The following is an 18031-nucleotide window of genomic DNA, read 5'->3' as shown; positions in this document are numbered from 1 at the left end:
GTGAGGGCAGCCATCGGCCTACTATTGGGTCACTAGGCGGCATTACCGCCCATTCCTCAATTCTTGATAGGTGGTATCTATGAAATTGTCCCGAGACAGATCTGCGTTCACACTGGTCGAGTTGCTGGTCGTGATCGCGATCATCGGCGTTCTGGTTGGGCTCTTGTTGCCCGCCGTTCAAGCGGCTCGCGAAGCGGCTCGTCGGATGAGCTGCAGCAACAACTTCAAGCAAATCGGCTTGGCCGTCCACAACTATCACTCGGCGTACAAGCGTTTGCCGACCCAAGGCACGGGAACACCTAACCGCGGTGGTAATCCTGACGGGCCAACGGTTGCTGCCGCTCCAGGTGCAAGTAGCCGATTGGAATTGAGCTGGTTGGTTGGCCTGACCCCGTTCATCGAGCAACAAGCCATTTGGGAACAGATCAGCAATCCTTTCCAAGACCCGGCATCGGGCGCGATCTTCCCGCCGATGGGACCTGGTCCACGACGTTGGTTGGCGCATCACGCAGTCACGCGCTACGACCCCTGGTTGACGGAAATCCCTGGCTTCCGCTGCCCCAGCGATCCCGGTGTCGGCTTGCCCGGCCAAGGCCGAACGAATTACGTCGCTTGCCAAGGTGATTCAGCCGAACAAATCAACGGCAGCATCGGTGACAGCGGAAACACGGCAAGTACGCAGGCCGCAATCAATCGCCAAGCTTCTTGCCGAGGCGTATTTGTCCCCCGCGAGAAATCAGCTTTTCGTGACATCACGGACGGTTTGTCGAACACCATCATGGCCGGCGAGATCGCAAGTGACCTAGGCGACAACGACACCCGAACCCGCGGTGCTCACTCGCAAGGAAACGTCCGCCAAGCGAACGGCAACCTGCTATGCGACGATGAAGTGGATCCGCTGCGTCCGCAATTTTGGAGGCCCGGCTTCACCGTTGTGCCACTTCAAGGTGGTGGAACCGATGCCGAGCAACGGCGTGGTTTGAAGTGGGCGATGAGCCGCTCGATCTGGGGCGTTTTCAATACGATTTTGCCGCCCAACGGCCTGATCTGCATGGACACCAACAACTTCAACACCGGGCTGCTGCCGCCCAGCAGTCGCCACCAAGGTGGCGTTCACGTTTTGATGGGTGACGGCGCGGTCAAGTTCGTGACCGATTCGATCGAAGCAGGAAACCGCAGCAGCGCCCACGTTGGCACTCCAGCCGCGTTGGTGCCACCTGGCTCGAAGAGTCCTTTCGGGCTTTGGGGTGCTCTGGGCACTCGAGCTTCGAGTGAAACCGACGTCACGATCGAGTAGTTCGGTAACCTGCTTTCTGTGAGATTCGAGCAACGATGCACGGCCGGTAGCTTTCCGCTACTGGCCGTGCCGTGCTTTCCTGATCCCGGCCATTTCCCCGCTATACCTTTACTGAAATAACCCTATGAAACATTTTGCTTTCCTCGCATTGTTCCTGTTGTCACTTTCCACTCTCGTCGGCTGCGGCGGAACGCCAGAACCTGCGCCCGCAGCCCAACAAGACGAGCTAAGCCAATGGGTCGACGATAACCCCGCGCCCGAAGCGACCGAACTGGAAGAGTAGGGCGGTTACACCGTTTCTTACCGCGCCGTCTGACCGGCGGCGCGGAATCGGTCAACCAGAATTCCTCTTTCGGGACCGATCATCATCGCGACCAACATCTGCAAGGTCGCCGTGATCACAATCGCGCCCGCCGTCGTCACGCTTTCGACCTGCGGCAGCCCTAGGGCTTGAGTAATCGGCCCCGGCAGAGTGATCGCAGCCAAGTGTCCCAGCACACAGGCCGACACTCCGGCCCCCATGGAAACCAAAATCATGGGGCGAAGGCGGCGACTGATAAAGAAAGCCGTCGATGGAGGAATCACCAGCATGCCGATCGCCAAAATGCTGCCCACCACTTCGAACGCGGTCACGATGGTTGCCGTCGTGACGGTCATCAATCCATAGTGCATCCACTTGGGACGCAGCCCCAAGGTTCCTGCCAATTGCGGATCAAAGGTTGTCAGCAATAACTCTTTGAACAACACGGTCACCAAGACAATGTTGATCACCAAGATCACTGCACACGTGAGCGCTTCGGGCGGAACCCCGCGGGCCAGCCCAATCGTGTCAAGCTGTCCATAGAGCACGCATTCCAGATCGACGTCGCTCTTATCCGCAAACTGTCGCAGCAAGATCAGCCCGATCGCAAACAAAGTCGTGAAGACCACGCCCATCGCCGCATCGCCACGAATCCATCCCGACGCGGCAACCCACTCGATCAGATACGCCGTCAACAGTCCCGCCACCATGGCACCGCCAAACATCATCGACTGGCGGAACGCCCAACCGCTGTCGCCGGCAAAGACGCCGAACGCCTGCAAATAACCCGCCAAGATGAATGCAATCACGACGCCTGGCAAAGCCGCGTGGGTCAGCGCATCGGCGATCATGCTTTGCTTTCGCAAAAACAAAAAGCAACCAGGAATCGCGCTGGCTGCCGCGACCAGGGACGACGTCAAAATGATCCAAGTGTCAATCGACGACCAAACCGGCATCTCACCCATCAACACAAGACTGGACGGCGCATCGATCATTTCAAGGCCTGCCCATAATTGGCCACGAACAAAAACAGATGAACGGCCAACAGCCCCATCGCAGTGAAACGATAGACCGAAAACATGCCAAAAATTGACAACCCACATCCCAGCGCGGCGATCGCCGCGCCGCCGGCTGGAAACCATCCCCATGCTGCGGCGGCAAAACCAACGACCATCGCTGACGCCGCGGTCGCTCCCATCGCCGTGTAGCGCAGCGAGCCGACATCCATCACCGGTTCGATCACCGTCGGCGACGCCGTCAGATCGCCCGAAATGGGATCCGCGGCGACCGGATCGACGGCGAAAGGTGAACCGATGCGAATGGATTCGCCAGATTCAGAAGAGGTCATGCGAGAACGGTTGTGGGGCTAGGGCAAAGGATCAATAAAGTTCGTTGTCAATCGGATTGAAAGCCGACTATCCTAGGAGGGTCTTAGGAACCATGGCGATGCGATTGATCTTAACTCACTCGGACGTGCTTCGGTGGCGCCTTCACCCATCACGCGGTGTCACCGATACTATCGCTCGGTGTCACTATCGCCCGGTGTCCCTGTGCGGTGCGTCCCTGCACCGCGCCACTGATACTCGCAGCCATCTGAATGAACCAATAGGATCGATTGAATGCCGAAATCCACGTTCGGACACCACCTAATTCGTCTCGCGAGCTTGCATGCTGCAGTTTCGCTCGGAGCCTGTTTCGCTGCAGATTTCAAACAGCCCGCGCCGCTCGACCCCGACGTGGCCAGTGCTTCGGCCGAAGCCACTGAGTCGATGGCTGGCATTCGAATCCCCGAAGGCTGGACGATCGAACTTTACGCAGCCGAGCCTGATGTCGCAAATGTCGTCGCGTTTGATATCGACAATCGCGGCCGCATGTTTGTATGCGAAACTTTCCGCCAAGACCGCGGCGTGACCGACAACCGCGGCCACGACGATGCCTGGTTGTTGGCTGATTTAGCGGCTGAAACCGTCCAGGACCGGATCGACTATCACAAACGATTGCTCGGCGAGGCGGCTGTGACGTACGCCCAACATGACGACCGAATCCGCCGGCTCGAAGACACCGACGGCGACGGGCGAGTCGATAAAGTCTCGATCTTGGCCAACGGTTTCAACGGCATCGAAGAAGGCACCGGAGCGGGCGTTTTGGCTCGCGGCGACGCCATTTACTACACCTGCATTCCCAAACTGTGGAAACTGGTGGACCAAGACGATGATGGCATTGCCGACCAGCGAATCGCCCTTTCCGATGGCTATGGCGTCCACGTTGCGTTCCGTGGCCACGACCTGCACGGCATGATCGTCGGTCCAGACGGACGCCTTTACTTCAGCATTGGTGACCGTGGGTATCATGTCACGACCGCCGGTGGCGATGTCCTTGCCGATCCTCAATCGGGTGCCGTTTTTCGATGCGAAATGGATGGTTCGGGACTAGAAGTCTTTGCAACCGGCCTGCGGAACCCCCAAGAACTCGCATTTAACGATTACGGCGACCTGTTTTCGGTCGACAACAACAGCGACAGTGGTGACAAGGCTCGCGTCGTCAATATTCTCGAAGGCGGCGATTCGGGTTGGCGGATGCATTACCAGTACTTGCCCGACCGCGGCCCCTTCAATCGCGAGCGAATCTGGGAGCCGTTTCACAACGAGCAACCCGCCTACATCGTTCCCCCGATCACCAACTTTACCGACGGCCCCAGTGGCTTGGCGTTCTATCCGGGAACAGGCTTCGGCGACCAGTTGAAAGACAAATTTCTGATCAGCGACTTCCGTGGCGGACCAGCCAACAGCGGCATTCGCTCGTTCAATCTCGAAGCCGACGGAGCGTTCTACAAGTTCGGCGAAGACTCGGACCCAATCTGGACCGTCCTTGCCACCGACATAGCCTTTGGTCCCGACGGAAAACTGTACGTCAGCGACTGGGTCGACGGCTGGGTCGGTCTGGGCAAAGGCCGCGTCTATCAAATCAGCGACGCGAAAGAGCAGGGCAATCCGATTGTTGCCGAAGTCCAGTCGTTGTTGGCGAGTAATTGGAGCGAGCACGATTCAGCGAAACTGGGTCAATTGCTTAGCCATGTTGACCGCCGAGTTCGATTCGAATCTCAGTGGGAATTGGCCAAACGGGGCGACGCGGAAACGTTGCTGTCGATCGCCGGCGAAACGGAGTCCAAAACGACCACTCGCTTGCACGCGATCTGGGGCGCCGGCCAAATTGCCCGGCAAAACCCGGACATCGCCGATGCGATCGTCCAGTCCGTGCTAAACCTAGCTGGCGATGCCGATGCGATCGTGCGATCAAGCGTTGCCAAAGTGCTCGGCGATCGCGGCGCAACTGCGACCGCCGGACAACTTCGCGACATGCTGACCGATGAATCGGACCGAGTCCGTTATGCGGCGATGATTGCCTTGGGCAAGCTGAAAGACGGCGAAGCAATCGGTGAGGTAGTCGGAATCCTGGCCTCCAACGACAACGCCGATCCGGCGCTGCGTCATGCTGGCGTCAGCTACCTGGCCAGCGCGATCTCAAGCAAATCGATCGGCGAATTGACAACGCATCCAAACGAATCGGTTCGCCGCGCAGCTGTCGTCGCACTTCGCCGGCAAAAGAGCGGTGTTTTGTCGAAATTTCTAGCCGACGCCAGCCCGCTAGTTGTGCTGGAAGCAGCCCGCGCAATCCACGATCAACCCGTGCCGATGGCCCTGCAATCACTCGCTTCACTGATCGAAAAGGAATCGGCCGATCCCCAACTGACACGGCGAGTCTTGAACGCAAACTACCGACTAGGCAACGCCGCCAACGCAATCGCGTTGGCCCAATATGCCGGCCGCGTTTCGGCACCGGCCGACATGCGAATCGAGGCCCTCGACATGCTGGCCAACTGGGAACAACCCGACCCGCGCGACCGAGTCACCTGTGCCTACCGAGCAAGCAACGCTCGGCCTCGCGCTGACGCGGCGGCGGCGCTGACTCCACAAATTGACATCCTGATGACGTCGCAAGATACCGTGCGAGAAAAGGCGATTGAAGTGGCGTCCGGCTTGGGCATCAGCAAGATCGCACCGATGTTGACCCAGCGAATCGCTGACAACAAACAACGCTCTGCCAACCGAGCGACTGCACTTAAAGCGTTGGCCAGACTCGCCCCTGCAACTGCGGTGAAACTGGCAAGCGAGGTGCCGATGAACCCGCCGAATGAATTGGTCCAAGCGGCGTTGGGCGTACTTGCCAAACTTGACGCGACCAACTCGATCACGAAGTTCGTCGATGCCACCAACAGCCGCAGTGTCGAAGTCCGCCAATTGGGATGGGACATCTTGGGCAATAACGCAGCGCCCGAAGCTGCTGCCGCAATCAAAGCAGGCGTGAACGGCTACTTAGATGGCTCGATTCCTGCCGATGTGCAACTGAACGTTTTGGAAGCGGCACAGGCAAACAAAGGCGCCCTAGACGATGATCTCGGCAAGCGATTGGCCGATCACCAGAGTTCGCTGGCCGAGAACGATCCACTTGCCCAGTGGCTGACGTCGCTGGAAGGTGGCGACGTGGCTCGCGGCGGCAAACTGTTTTTCGAAAAGACCGAACTGTCGTGTTTGCGTTGTCACAAGGTTGACCGAGCCGGTGGCGAGGTTGGCCCGAACTTGACCGTGATCGGAAAGACGCGAGATCGCCGCTACCTCCTGGAAGCGATCTGTACCCCCGACGCGAAAATCGCCGAAGGCTTTGAAACCGCCGTGGTCGCCAACGATTCGGGACAGGTCTTTTCGGGCATCGTCAAGTCAGAGGACGATGACTTCATTGAACTGATTCAAAATGACGGCAGTCAAATCCAAATTCCGACCGAGGAAATTGAGGCTCGGCGAAAGGGCAAGAGCTCGATGCCAGACGACTTGACCAAGCATATGACAGCCCGCGATTTGCGGGATTTGGTCGCTTATCTGGCCAGCCTGAAAGTCGACCCGCGAGCCGCCACAGACGTCGAATAGCCCCCCAGCCCGTGCGGCAGGCTTTGGATGCTTGCGAATTTCGCGAACGATTCTTGGCAAAACACGGAACTGCGACCTAGAGTTTTGGAAAGAGACCTTTTCTTATCCGATGCCTAGGACGCCATCCGTCCTCCGGCCACACTTGAAACGAGTGAGCCGGGGAAAGCTGTAATCGCTGCCAATGACTTGTCACGAACTAGCCGAACGACTTCTCGCGTTGCAACCCACGTTGTCGCCGACAGACGTTGCGCGGCTGTCGCTGATGATCCTGACACAGACGAGCAATCCAGACGAACTGCACGATTGCGCGACACTGACCGCAGCCTGGAAGAACGCCAGCTTTCGATTGGAAGCCGCGTCGGACCAACACGCTGCCGTGGCGGAAGAACTGGACGCCCTGTGCGGCGATGGCCCGGTGCAATTCTCACCCGACCAGCTCTGGATCTTGCTGCGTGCTGTCAAAGTGCAGAGCCAAATCCTGGAACTCTACACCGACCAACCAGCACTGGCCTAAGGTCAAACCAGTGACAACGGTCGTCATGCTGGCTCTGCCGGCTGGCCCATGCACTTTCGCGGGCGACGTCCCAGTCGATCGAATGGCTGATACCGGCTGCCGCGTAGGCCTCGACGTCCGGCGGGATTATCATTGAGACTCGATTTCAAACCGAGCCTCTCCCATCGATCGATCCTCCCATGGTCAAGTCCGACATTGTTTGGCACCAACACACCGTCACCCGCGAGTCTCGCGAATCTCGCCTCGACCAAAAGGGAGTCGTTGTTTGGTTCACCGGTCTGAGCGGATGCGGCAAAAGCACGATCGCCAATGAACTAGACCGTCAACTCAGCGAACTTGGTCGCGCCACAATGCTGCTAGACGGCGACAACATCCGGCACGGCCTTTGCGCCCCGCCCGAGCGGCTTGCCGAAGAACACTCAGCCGAATTCGCCGACCGGTTTGGGCTCGGGTTTGGTGAGACCGACCGAGAAGAAAACATTCGCCGGATCGGTTCGTTGGCAGCCCTGATGGCGTCGGCGGGGCTGATTACCCTAACCGCGTTCGTCAGTCCCTACCTGCGAGACCGCGACCGAGTTCGCCGCATCATCGAGGCGGGCAGGGAAGGGGACTTCATTGAGGTGTTTGTCGATACACCACTCGAAATATGCGAAGCCCGCGACCCCAAAGGCCTCTACAAAAAGGCGCGAGCAGGCGAAATCAAGAACTTCACCGGCATCAGCGATCCCTACGAAGCCCCAAAATCCCCGGAAATCCACCTCGACGGCGGCAACGGCCAAACCCCGGCCCAGCAAGCTGCCGAAGTACTCGAAATCCTCAAAAACCGGGGTATTTTCGCTTCTTAAATCGTGTCGCCTGATGCCCCAACGACGAAACCCTGTCCCTTTCGGCCGCCTTATTTCCGCGTACTTGCGGGACTTTGATATTTGCGGTTGCCAAAACTTCCCCCGTCGGTAAACTACGCCCCATTCATGTGTGAGTAAGAACGACGTAACAGACAAAAAAACGAATGACGATCTCGAAAGAGCGAAAAACCGAGGCTATCAGCGAACACCGCAAATCGGATGCTGATACCGGCTCGCCTGAGGTGCAAATTGCCATCTTGACCGAGCGGATTAACGGGCTAACCGAACATATGCGGACTCACCGCAAAGACTTTGCCTCACGGCGTGGTCTTTTGGGGCTAGTCAGCCGTCGTCGGCGTTTGCTCGACTACGTACGTGGCGAGGATCCTCAGCGATACCTCGACATCATCGGAAAACTAGGCATCCGTAAATAGCCTGTCCGAGCCGCGACCAAGCGAAGATGGCATCAGCCGACTCGCCTGTAACGGGCGGCTCGGGTGCTTTCCCACTCTCGCTATTAGCGGCCCGGTTGGTTGCGGTGCTGGCAATTCGTTGCCGGCGCGCCTCTTCTGACGTACCTGGTCGGACGCTACGTTTTCGCCGAATCAATTCACGCGATCGCTTCGCGTGCAAATATCGGCGGAACGTCTCTTCTTGCGTGGTTGCCTGCTGTGACTGGCCACCACTCGCATGCCATTTGTCCACGGCTCTGCGCCCTCGTTGCCCAGCCCGTGGATGCTATCCAATGTAGTTTTTGTAGGTTGTAAGGAAAATAAAAAAGTGACTGAAAAGAAAATTCGAGTCGAAAAGCAAATCGGACAACACACGCTGTCGTTCGAAACCGGCCAATTGGCCAAACAAGCCGCCGGTGCGGTCTTGGTCCAGTACGGCGAAACTGTCGTCCTGGTCGCCACCGCAAGCAGCGATCCTCGCCCAGGCCTGGACTTCTTTCCTCTGACTTGCGATTACCGCGAACGACTGGCTGCGGCCGGCAAGTTCCCCGGTGGTTTCCTAAAAAGAGAAGGCCGCCCAAGCACCAAAGAAATCCTGAGCTCGCGTTTGATGGATCGCCCGATCCGCCCGCTATGGCCCACCGGTTTCAAAGATGAAGTTCAAGTCCAAGCCTGCGTCATCGCAAGCGACTTGCAAAATGACGGCGACGTCCTTGCCATGAATGGTGCCAGCGCTGCCCTGCATTGCAGCGCACTGCCATTCCAAGGCCCGATCGCTTCGGTCCGCGTCGGCAAAGTCGACGGAAAATTGGTCGCGTTCCCGACGCACGATGATCTGGAACAAAGCGAACTGGACATGATCGTCAGCGGATCGCGAGATCAAGTGGCGATGATCGAAGGCTTTGCCAACGAAATGCCCGAAGACGAAATGATGGAAGCCATCAAGTTCGCTCATGGCACGATCCGCGAAGTCATCGACCTGATGGAAGAGCTTTACCAAAAGGTAAACCCCGTCAAGAAAGAATGGATCGCACCAGCCGACGATGGACTCTTCAAGCGACTCAACGACGGCTACTACGATCGCTTCCGCTCTGCGATGCAGACTTCGGGCAAAGCCGCTCGAAACGCGGCTTGCAGCGAAGTTCGCGACCAAGCCATTGCCGACGTGATTCCGGACCCAAAAGCCGACGACGCGGTCTGCATCAAACGCCTGAAATCGGTTTGGCACGACCTCGAAGAAAAGGTCGTTCGCGATCTTATCTCCGCCGGCACCCGCCCGGACGGTCGCGACAACCAATCGCTGCGAGCCATCTACTGCGAAACCGACTTGCTGCCACGCGTCCACGGCTCGGCGTTGTTCCAACGTGGCGAAACTCAGGCGCTCGTAACGATCGCCTTGGGCACCTCGCGTGACGAGCAACGCGTCGACGGATTGGCCCAAGAGTACAGCAAGAAGTTCATGCTGGACTATAACTTCCCATCCTTCTCGGTCGGCGAATGCCGTCCGATTCGTGGCCCTGGCCGTCGCGAAATCGGTCACGGTTGCTTGGCGGAACGAAGCGTTGCACCAGTGCTGCCGTCGGCAGAAGACTTCCCGTACACGATCCGTGTGATCAGCGACATCCTTGAATCGAACGGTTCATCGTCGATGGCATCGGTTTGCGGTGCGACTCTTGCCTTGATGGCATCGGGGGTTCCGATCAGCAACCCAGTTGCCGGCATCTCGATCGGCCTGGTTCGCCAAAGCGAATCCGATTGGTGCCTGCTGACTGACATCCTTGGAACCGAAGATCACTTCGGCGATATGGACTTCAAGATCGCCGGTACTCAAAACGGTATCACCGGCATCCAACTGGACTTGAAGGTCACCGGAATCAGCGAAGACATCATCCGTGCGACGCTGAAGCAATCACGTGAAGCTCGTATCGAAATCCTTCGCAAGATGCTGACCACGATCTCGCGTCCTCGCCGCGAAATCGCTGCAACCGCACCGCGATTGCTCCGCACCAAGATTGCTTCCGACAAGATCGGTGCCCTGATCGGCCCCGGCGGCAAGAACATCCGCGGCATCCAAGAACGCACCGGTGCGATCATCGAAGTCGATGATGACGGCACCGTCTTGATCGCTAGCAGCAACAAGGAAACAGCCGAAGAAGCTCTGCGAGCCGTCGAAGCCTGCACCGCAACCGTTCAGATCGGCAAGATCTATGACGGTATCGTCAGCAGCATCAAAGAGTTCGGCGCATTTGTTGAAATCATGCCCGGCCGCGACGGACTTTGCCACATCAGCGAAATCAGCAGCGGCTATGTCAGCAGCATGGACAAGCTGGTCAACGTTGGCGATGCGATGAAGGTTTTGGTCATCGACGTGGACGAGCACGACCGAGTCAAGCTGAGCCGTCGCCGAGCCCTAGAAGAGCTAGGCCTCGAAGACGAATTGGCTGCACTCGTCGAAGCCAACGCGGGAAGCGATGGCGATGGCGGCGGCGAAGGATCCGACGAAGATCGCCCTCGACGACGACGCGGCGGAAGCGGCGGCGGTGGTGGTGGCGGCGGACGTGGACGCAGCGGTGGCGGAGGCGGCGGTGGCCGTAGTCGCGACGGCGGTGGCGGCAATCGAAACGATCGCTAAACCCGAAATGCCAAAACTCGATCGCTAAATATGGCGATCGCAAGTGAACCTAAAATAAAAGCCCGCTGAACAGTAAGTTCAGCGGGCTTTTTTATGGTCGCTAATTCGACATCGCCACTGGCAGAAATGTGCAGCAAGGGCATAGCAATCAACAACGCTCGCAACCGGAGACTGCGGTGCGACCGTAAGCCAATCCGTTTTGACGGCACCCCGGCAAGCGGCACCCAAACGTCAGCGCAGTGATGCACCTGCCGCCCAAGCCAAACCTCACTCGCAGGCGATGATCTCAACAGGCTCGTTGACGAGATACTGTTTCGCCACCTCCGAAACTTGTTCGACCGTGACGCCTCGCAGCAAGTCAAGCTGATCATCAAGACTGTGATACTTGCCCATCGTCAACCAACGACTGCCCAGCCCAAACAACCGATTGCTAGGCCGTTCACTTTGCATGATCATGCCAGCGACCGATTTGTTGATTGCTTGAGTCAGCTCGTCTTGCTCGATCCCTTTTTCAACCACGCCGCTGATCACACCGTCGAACAACTTGCGATTGGAATCCAAGTCCTCCGGCGCACACGATAGATACGTGAACCAAGCACCGGCGTCCAAGAACTCTTGCGGCCAAACCGTCGCCACCTCGGCGCGGCCCGTATCGATCAATTCCCAGAACAACCGACTGCCGCCCTCGTCACCAACCACCGACGCCAGCATCCGCATCGGGTAGCGATTTTGGTCCGCCATACTTGGGCCTGACGAGATCCGAATCAAATACGCCTGACTCGCATCGGGAATCGGCAACCGACGATCCAACTCGATTCCTTCGGGAACCGTGGCCAAATCGTCCGCGGCGGGATCCGTTCCGATCGGCCGCGCCGCCCAGTGCTCAGTCAGCGATTCGACCTGGGCCACCAACCCGTCAAAGTCAACGTTGCCGGTCGCGGCTAAAACCATATTTTCTGGCCGATAGCGACGATTAAAATAGTCTCGCATTGCACCAGCGGTGACCGCCTTGATCGACTCGGCCGTCCCCAACACCCGCCGCCCCAATCCTCGCGGACCAAAGTAAACTTCCATCGCCCGCTCGAACGCGCCGAACGGGGGCTGGTCTTCATACTTGGCAATCTCTTCCAAGATCACCTGTCGCTCGGTATCAAAATCATCTTCGGCTAGCGACGGGCTCAGCATGTCAGTCAGCAGGTCGACCAACCGATCCTGGAACTTTGGCAGCACCGTAGCATAGTAGACCGTCTGCTCTTCACTGGTATACGCGTTGCTATTACCACCCAACTCGTCAAGTTCGCGATTGACATCCGCTGCCGACCGCCGAGCCGTTCCCTTGAACATCATGTGCTCTAGGAAGTGACTGAGACCAGATTCGAAATCGACTTCGTCGCGCGACCCCGACCGAACGAAGTAGCCCATCGCTGCGGAGTAACCACGGGAATCAGTTTCAGCAACGATTCGCAGACCGTTGGACAAAGTCGCTTGTTTGAATTCAGGCATGTTGTTTTCGTAGCCTCGCGCCAGGCCCTGGCCGAGGTGCTGTCTTATTTCAATGTCCGCCAGGGCCTGACGGATGGACGACTATTTGCCAGACGACTAGTTAACGACGAGCGGATCCGGTCCGAGGGTCACGATTCGATAATCCGCTGGTGGATGATTCAACCAGTAGTTGCGGACATCTTCTAAGGTCAACGATTCAATGTCCGACTCGATTTCTTCCGTCGTCATCACGCGTCCAAGCTGGTACCAGTCCGACGCCAGCGACGATGCTCGCGACGCACTGGATTCTTGTTCCATGATCAAACCGCTTTGAATCCGCACCTTCCATCGATCTAGCTCGGCGACTTCTAAATCATCGACCAAATGCTCGATTTCTCGCAACGTCACATCTAATGTCTCTTGCGCTCGCTCGGGCGTGGTGCCCGCATAGCCGAACAATCCGCCACAGTGCTTTAGCGAATGACAACTTGCCGAAACGGTGTAACACAGCCCACGCTGTTCGCGAACGCGGTCAAACAAACGACTGCTCATTCCGTCACTCAAGATGCCGACACCGGCGCGCATCTTAAAGTAATCGGGATGACCGTAAGGAATGCTTTCGAAAGCGAATCCGATATGCGTTTGGCTAGACGGTGAGGTGATGTGTTCGTATGTCGCCTTACCTGTCGGCTCTGGAAGTGGGGCGGCAGTTCCAGTCTTCCAATCGCCAAAGTTTGCTTTTGCCCACTCGACCACGTCCACCACATCCACGTTTCCGGCGACGGCTAGAATCGCGCCGCCCGCGTGATAGTGATCAACATAGTGGTTTCGAACGTCGTCTTGAGTGATCGATTCGAGCCCTTCGATCGTGCCAAAAATCGATCGCCCCAATCGGTCACCGTAATGCAGTTCGCGAAGTCGCCGCATCACGCGGTGAGTGGGCTCGTCTTCCATCGAACGCAGCTCTTGCACCGACATCATCCGTGCATCGTCCAATTGGTCGGCCGGCAAGTGCGGACGCCGAACAATGTCAGCGTAAAGATCGATCGCCGGTTCAAGCGAATCCGCTGGCATCGCGCAAGTGAACGAGACCATCGCCGTCGATACCCCCGAGTTACGATCGATGCCCAAGTTATCCTGGATCGCAACCAAGTCACGGCTGCTTTGCGAACCAGCACCGCGTTGGACGATCTCGCAAACCAATCCGCTCAGCCCACCACGATCATCGGGCTCGGCCTGCACCCCGCTGCGCAGCGACAACGAAAAAGCCGCTGTCCGCTGCCACGGCATCGATTGAACCAAGACGGTCATACCGTTCGGGAATGTCTCGCGGTGAATCGGAATGGTTTCAGAAAGGGTGTCCAGGGAATCTTCCTTATCAGTCAAAGTGGAAAACTTAGCGTGTCGGCGAACGTGCCGAATCCGTCAGATCAGTGCAACCAGGTCGGCTCCCCAACAGTCTAAGCGGGCTAACGCAGCCTGAGAGGGCGACAAGTTACTAAAGCATTAGAGGTCAAACGAGCGAGCCGATCGAGACGACTTCGACTGTTTTGACTCGACCCACCAGCGTGTGGCTGCTGGCGTCGTCGATATGAATCGACATGAACTGGCCCGCCTGTCGGCGGTTGCCGTCGAAGACCACGATGCGGTCACAATGAGTGCGCCCGATCATCTGAATGATGTGATCACCTTCATCATTCTTGACACCCTTTTTGCTGGGCCCTTCGACCAAGACTTCGACGGTCGTTCCCACCAATTTCAGGTTGTCTTCTTTGGCGATCGCATCTTGAACGGCTAACAGCTCGACATTGCGACGTGACTTCACAACTCGCGGAACGTCGTCTTCCAAACGTTCCGAAGCCTTCGTGCCGGGGCGAACACTGTACTGGAAAATGAAGCTGTTTTTGTATCGACAACGTTTGACTAGCTCGACCGTCTTTTGGAAGTCTTCTTCCGTTTCGCCACAGAAACCCACAATGAAATCGCTGCTAATTGCGGCTTCGGGCAAAATACGTTCGATCCGTTCCATCATTGCCATGTAATCAGCAACGGTGTAACCGCGTTTCATTCGCTTCAGTACTTCGTCGGATCCACTTTGAGCGGGAACGTGCAAATAGGGAGATACCTTTGGCAGATCGCGAATCGTTTCGAGCAAACGTTCGGTCATGTCCTTGGGGTAATTCGTGACGAACTTGATCCGCTGGATCCCATCGATGTCATGCAACTGTTCCAACAGAGACGCCATGTCGGTGACAGTGCCGTCTTCGTGCTTGAATCGGTAACTGTTGACAGTTTGCCCCAGCAAGGTGATTTCTTTCGCTCCCTGTTCGGCCAAGATTTTAGCTTCGGCGTAAATCTGCTCCGGTGCACGGCCTTGTTCAGGACCACGAGTGTTGGGAACGACACAGTAAGTGCAGAACTTATCGCAACCTATTTGGATTCGTAGATACGCTTGGAACGGAGTCGGACGCATCGTTGGATCGCGCAGTGGATCGAACGTTTCGTGGCTGCGAGCAATCTCTAGTTGCGAGCCCGATTTTCGGCCGAGCGAGACGGCCATTTGGCGGCCTTCGCCGCCGCGTACTTTATCCAACAGCGTCGGGATCGTGTGCAACTGACCGGGGCCGACCACCAAGTCGACGTAGGGAGCTCGCTTGAAGACCAGCTCTTGATCCTTTTGCGCCATACAGCCCATCACGCCGATGACTTTGCTGGGATCCTTTTCCTTTTCTTGGCGAATGATGCCGAGAGCACTGTAGGTTTTCTCTTCCGCTTGCTCACGAATGCTGCAGGTGTTGTACAGCACACAATCCGCCTGGTCGGCCGAGTCGACGACGGTGTATCCGTGACGCTTTAGGTCAGCGATCACCATCTCGCTGTCCAACACATTCATTTGGCAGCCGACGGTCTTGATGTAGACGCGGTTTGACATCAGAGTTTCGTTTTTGAGAAGTCAGGGGTTCAGTATTGCAGATCGAGCAAGCTACGACGCATCGGGGGGGTCATCCGGAGGCAAATCCTTCTTCGGCACCGATTGGCTACGCTCGACGTAATCTTTCAAGGTACCCGTCAACTTGGCACGACGACGATTCGAAGCCCCCATCAGAATCGACGCGGCCATTGCAGCAACGACGAACCACAGTGCGGTCTTTGGCGTGAATAGCGTTTCGAGCATGTCCGCTGGCATGCCGTAAGGATACCCGCCGGCCAAAACGTAGGCCAGGACTTAACAAGCCCCAATAACAGAGAGGCTCAGCAGACGCTTTCGACCCGCGATCGATCGCCCAGTGAGCTATTTTCTGTGGCAAAATTTAGGGCAATCACTCTTCTTCATCGTCGATCAACTGTGGCATCGCTGGGTCTTCGGGAGCCCGTTTTCGCAGTTTTCGCTGCAAACTACGGCGGTGAATGCCCAACCGGCGAGCCGCTTCGCTGATATTGCCCCCGCAATCCGACAGCACCCGGTGGATATGCTCCCACTCGTTGCGGGCCAATGAGGGAGCCGGAAACGCCAGAGCACCTTCGGGGACCGATGGGTCATCGCCGCGGACAAAAGCCCCCAGAATGTCGTCCGCGTCGGCCGGCTTGCTAAGAAAGTTAACCGCGCCGGCCCGAACCGCATCGATCGAAGCCGGAATGCTGCCAAAGCCCGACAAAATGATCACTCTCGTCGTCGGCTTCATCTGCAATAGTTTTCGCAGCAATTCCAGGCCGCTCTTGCCCGGCATGCGCAAATCCAAGACGGCTAAATCCGTCGGGCGCATCCTGAAAATCTCAACCGCCTCGTCATAACTACCCGCCGTTTCGACGTGAAAACCTCGCTGCTGCATCGCCATCGACAACCGCTCGCGAAGCACAAACGTGTCATCGACCAACAAGATGCTCTCGGCCCCCACCATCGCCGTGTCGTAAACGGTGGCGTTCTCGGTGGGCTGATCAATCATGACAGAACCTTCAACTGAAAGGCGAATTTAGAAACGGGCAGCAACAAACCATCATTCTACTTGATTCGCCGGCCAAGCCGACCTTCAAACCGGTCGTTTTTGAACTCCGTTGACGGCTTCATCGCTAGTCGGCAAATCATAGTTTCGCGGCAAATCGTATTCGCGACGTGGGTTATCAAGCGGAATCCGCACGATCACTTGTGTCCCCGAACCCGGCTGGGAATGAAACTGCAATTCACCTCCCAACTGTGAAATAACGTTGCGGGTCAGAAACAGCCCCAACCCGATGCCGCGGCCAGGGTCCTTGGTGGTGAAAAATGGATCTGACGCTCGATCGAGCACTTCAACGGTCATCCCACTACCAGAATCGATCACCGACAACTGCAGAATCTCGCCCATCAACTTCGACTCTAACCGCACCCGGCCATCGGCTCCGCTGGCATCGAGCCCGTTGTGAATCAAATTCCGAACGGCCTGCGCAACGGCCTCTTGAGGCACCCACAGTGGCGTCTCTTCGACGGCATCGGTTCCGTCGGTCACGTCGACACGGTGCGGATCGCGAATTCCCTCCAGCACCGTATCGATCAATTCACCCACCGTCGTTCGATCCCAATGAGGTGTCATCGAATCGCCAGCCGCTGATCGCATCCGCTGCAAAATCTGCCGACACATTTCCAGTTGTTCGTCGATCAAACGCAAATCAGTGTCGACGGATTTCGGTTTTTCGCAGGCTTCCAAATGTCGCGACAATTCACGAACGATCACATCAATGGTCGACAAAGGCGTTGCCAGTTCATGCGCAGCGCCAGCCGCCAACGTCGTCAAACCTTCCAACCGATGGCTGGCGGCCTGATCCGCCTGGGCGCGCAGCAACTGTTGCTCGCGCTGCTTCAACTGACCTGCCGTGCGAGTCACAAAATAGATCACCACCGATGCACAGGCAGAAAACGCCAGCATCAAACCAATCGAATTCAAACCGACACCCACGGCGGTATCGCTGCCGACGCCGTCGATCCGCTTCGAAATGAACAGCAAGAACACGTATCCGACGATTGCCGTCGCCGTCAAACTCCAAGCCGCCGGCGGCCGAATCATGACCCCGCCAACCGCCAAGTTGACAAAGTAAAAGAAGCAAAACGGATTGCCCACGCCGCCGCTTAAATGCAACATCGCGGTCAATGTTAAAAGATCCAACAGCATCAACGCCAGCGCCACACTGTGACGAAGTCCAGAATCGTGCCCCGAATCATGACTCGGGTCCGACGAGATGGGCGAATTTGGCGAGTCAATTCGTACGAACGCATCTTCGTGCCCCTGACGACTTAGCCACCATGCGTAGACGACATTGGTAATCGCCGTCAAACCAACCAAAGCGATCAGCGCCGTGTAGGGCAGGGGTATGGCGGTCAAGAACTGAGTCGCCAAGATGGTCGCCAATTGCCCGGCGACCGCAAACGAACGCAAATGCAGTAACCACTTCGACGACCCTAAAGGTGCCGCCGCGATCAACGGAATCGAAAGAGAGTCACGAGACGATCGCATAAAGACCAAACTTGTTTCGGTGTCGCCGCGAATTCAATAG

General features: G+C 57.1%; 15 protein-coding genes. 7 read left to right on the top strand and 8 right to left on the bottom strand.

From position 1 onward, the window contains the following. Positions 1–79 precede the first annotated feature (79 nt). Both Poly59_RS17565 and Poly59_RS29645 read left to right on the top strand, forming a co-directional pair. Complete coding sequence (locus Poly59_RS17565) at positions 80–1297, top strand: DUF1559 domain-containing protein (RefSeq protein ID WP_146535438.1); 1218 nt, start codon at positions 80–82, stop codon at positions 1295–1297. A gap of 124 nt (positions 1298–1421) precedes the next feature. After that, positions 1422–1580, top strand: coding sequence for a hypothetical protein (locus Poly59_RS29645; protein WP_186776357.1), 159 nt, complete (start codon positions 1422–1424; stop codon positions 1578–1580). 17 nt (positions 1581–1597) lie between these two features. Here Poly59_RS29645 and Poly59_RS17560 read toward each other — a convergent pair whose 3' ends face one another. Beyond that, a complete protein-coding gene (locus tag Poly59_RS17560) occupies positions 1598–2593 on the bottom strand; it encodes a metal ABC transporter permease (protein ID WP_186776356.1) in 996 nt (331 codons plus the stop codon). Continuing rightward, positions 2590–2946, bottom strand: a complete 357-nt coding sequence (locus Poly59_RS29640; RefSeq protein WP_186776355.1) for a hypothetical protein — start codon at positions 2944–2946, stop codon at positions 2590–2592. The genes Poly59_RS17560 and Poly59_RS29640 overlap by 4 nt, the downstream gene beginning before the upstream one ends. Before the next feature lie 271 nt (positions 2947–3217). Between Poly59_RS29640 and Poly59_RS17555 the strand changes: the two genes are divergently transcribed. The 5 genes from Poly59_RS17555 to Poly59_RS17535 all read left to right on the top strand — a co-directional run bounded on the left by Poly59_RS17555 (position 3218) and on the right by Poly59_RS17535 (position 11023). After that, the gene (locus Poly59_RS17555; protein ID WP_146535436.1) at positions 3218–6580 is read left to right on the top strand and encodes a PVC-type heme-binding CxxCH protein; all 3363 of its coding nucleotides are present in this window, start codon (positions 3218–3220) and stop codon (positions 6578–6580) included. A 181-nt stretch (positions 6581–6761) separates the two neighbouring features. Continuing rightward, complete coding sequence (locus Poly59_RS17550) at positions 6762–7094, top strand: hypothetical protein (RefSeq protein ID WP_146535435.1); 333 nt, start codon at positions 6762–6764, stop codon at positions 7092–7094. Positions 7095–7273: 179 nt separating this feature from the next. Beyond that, positions 7274–7939 carry an adenylyl-sulfate kinase gene (gene cysC / locus Poly59_RS17545; RefSeq protein ID WP_146535434.1) on the top strand — a complete coding sequence of 222 codons (666 nt, stop codon included), beginning with the start codon at positions 7274–7276 and terminating at the stop codon, positions 7937–7939. A gap of 164 nt (positions 7940–8103) precedes the next feature. Beyond that, positions 8104–8373, top strand: a complete 270-nt coding sequence (rpsO, locus tag Poly59_RS17540; RefSeq protein ID WP_146457964.1) for a 30S ribosomal protein S15 — start codon at positions 8104–8106, stop codon at positions 8371–8373. A gap of 346 nt (positions 8374–8719) precedes the next feature. Then, positions 8720–11023 (top strand): polyribonucleotide nucleotidyltransferase, encoded by a 2304-nt coding sequence (locus tag Poly59_RS17535; RefSeq protein ID WP_146535433.1) that lies wholly within the window; start codon positions 8720–8722, stop codon positions 11021–11023. 267 nt (positions 11024–11290) lie between these two features. Here the strand turns inward: Poly59_RS17535 and Poly59_RS17530 are convergent, their stop codons facing one another. The 6 genes from Poly59_RS17530 to Poly59_RS17505 form a co-directional block, all read right to left on the bottom strand. Beyond that, entirely contained in the window at positions 11291–12526 is a 1236-nt protein-coding gene (locus Poly59_RS17530; RefSeq protein WP_146535432.1) for a M16 family metallopeptidase, read from the bottom strand. 96 nt (positions 12527–12622) lie between these two features. Beyond that, entirely contained in the window at positions 12623–13891 is a 1269-nt protein-coding gene (locus tag Poly59_RS17525) for a M16 family metallopeptidase (protein ID WP_246151740.1), read from the bottom strand. Between the two features lie 127 nt (positions 13892–14018). Further along, positions 14019–15437 (bottom strand): tRNA (N6-isopentenyl adenosine(37)-C2)-methylthiotransferase MiaB, encoded by a 1419-nt coding sequence (miaB, locus tag Poly59_RS17520; protein ID WP_146535431.1) that lies wholly within the window; start codon positions 15435–15437, stop codon positions 14019–14021. Between the two features lie 51 nt (positions 15438–15488). Next, complete coding sequence (locus Poly59_RS17515; RefSeq protein WP_146535430.1) at positions 15489–15692, bottom strand: hypothetical protein; 204 nt, start codon at positions 15690–15692, stop codon at positions 15489–15491. Positions 15693–15825: 133 nt separating this feature from the next. After that, complete coding sequence (locus tag Poly59_RS17510) at positions 15826–16449, bottom strand: response regulator transcription factor (RefSeq protein WP_146535429.1); 624 nt, start codon at positions 16447–16449, stop codon at positions 15826–15828. Positions 16450–16533: 84 nt separating this feature from the next. Then, positions 16534–17964 carry a sensor histidine kinase gene (locus tag Poly59_RS17505; protein ID WP_146536066.1) on the bottom strand — a complete coding sequence of 477 codons (1431 nt, stop codon included), beginning with the start codon at positions 17962–17964 and terminating at the stop codon, positions 16534–16536. Positions 17965–18031 lie beyond the last annotated feature (67 nt).

This window comes from Rubripirellula reticaptiva, from assembly GCF_007860175.1.
GTDB classification, from domain to species: Bacteria; Planctomycetota; Planctomycetia; order Pirellulales; family Pirellulaceae; genus Rubripirellula; species Rubripirellula reticaptiva.
This window is presented reverse-complemented; position numbering and strand designations above follow the sequence as displayed.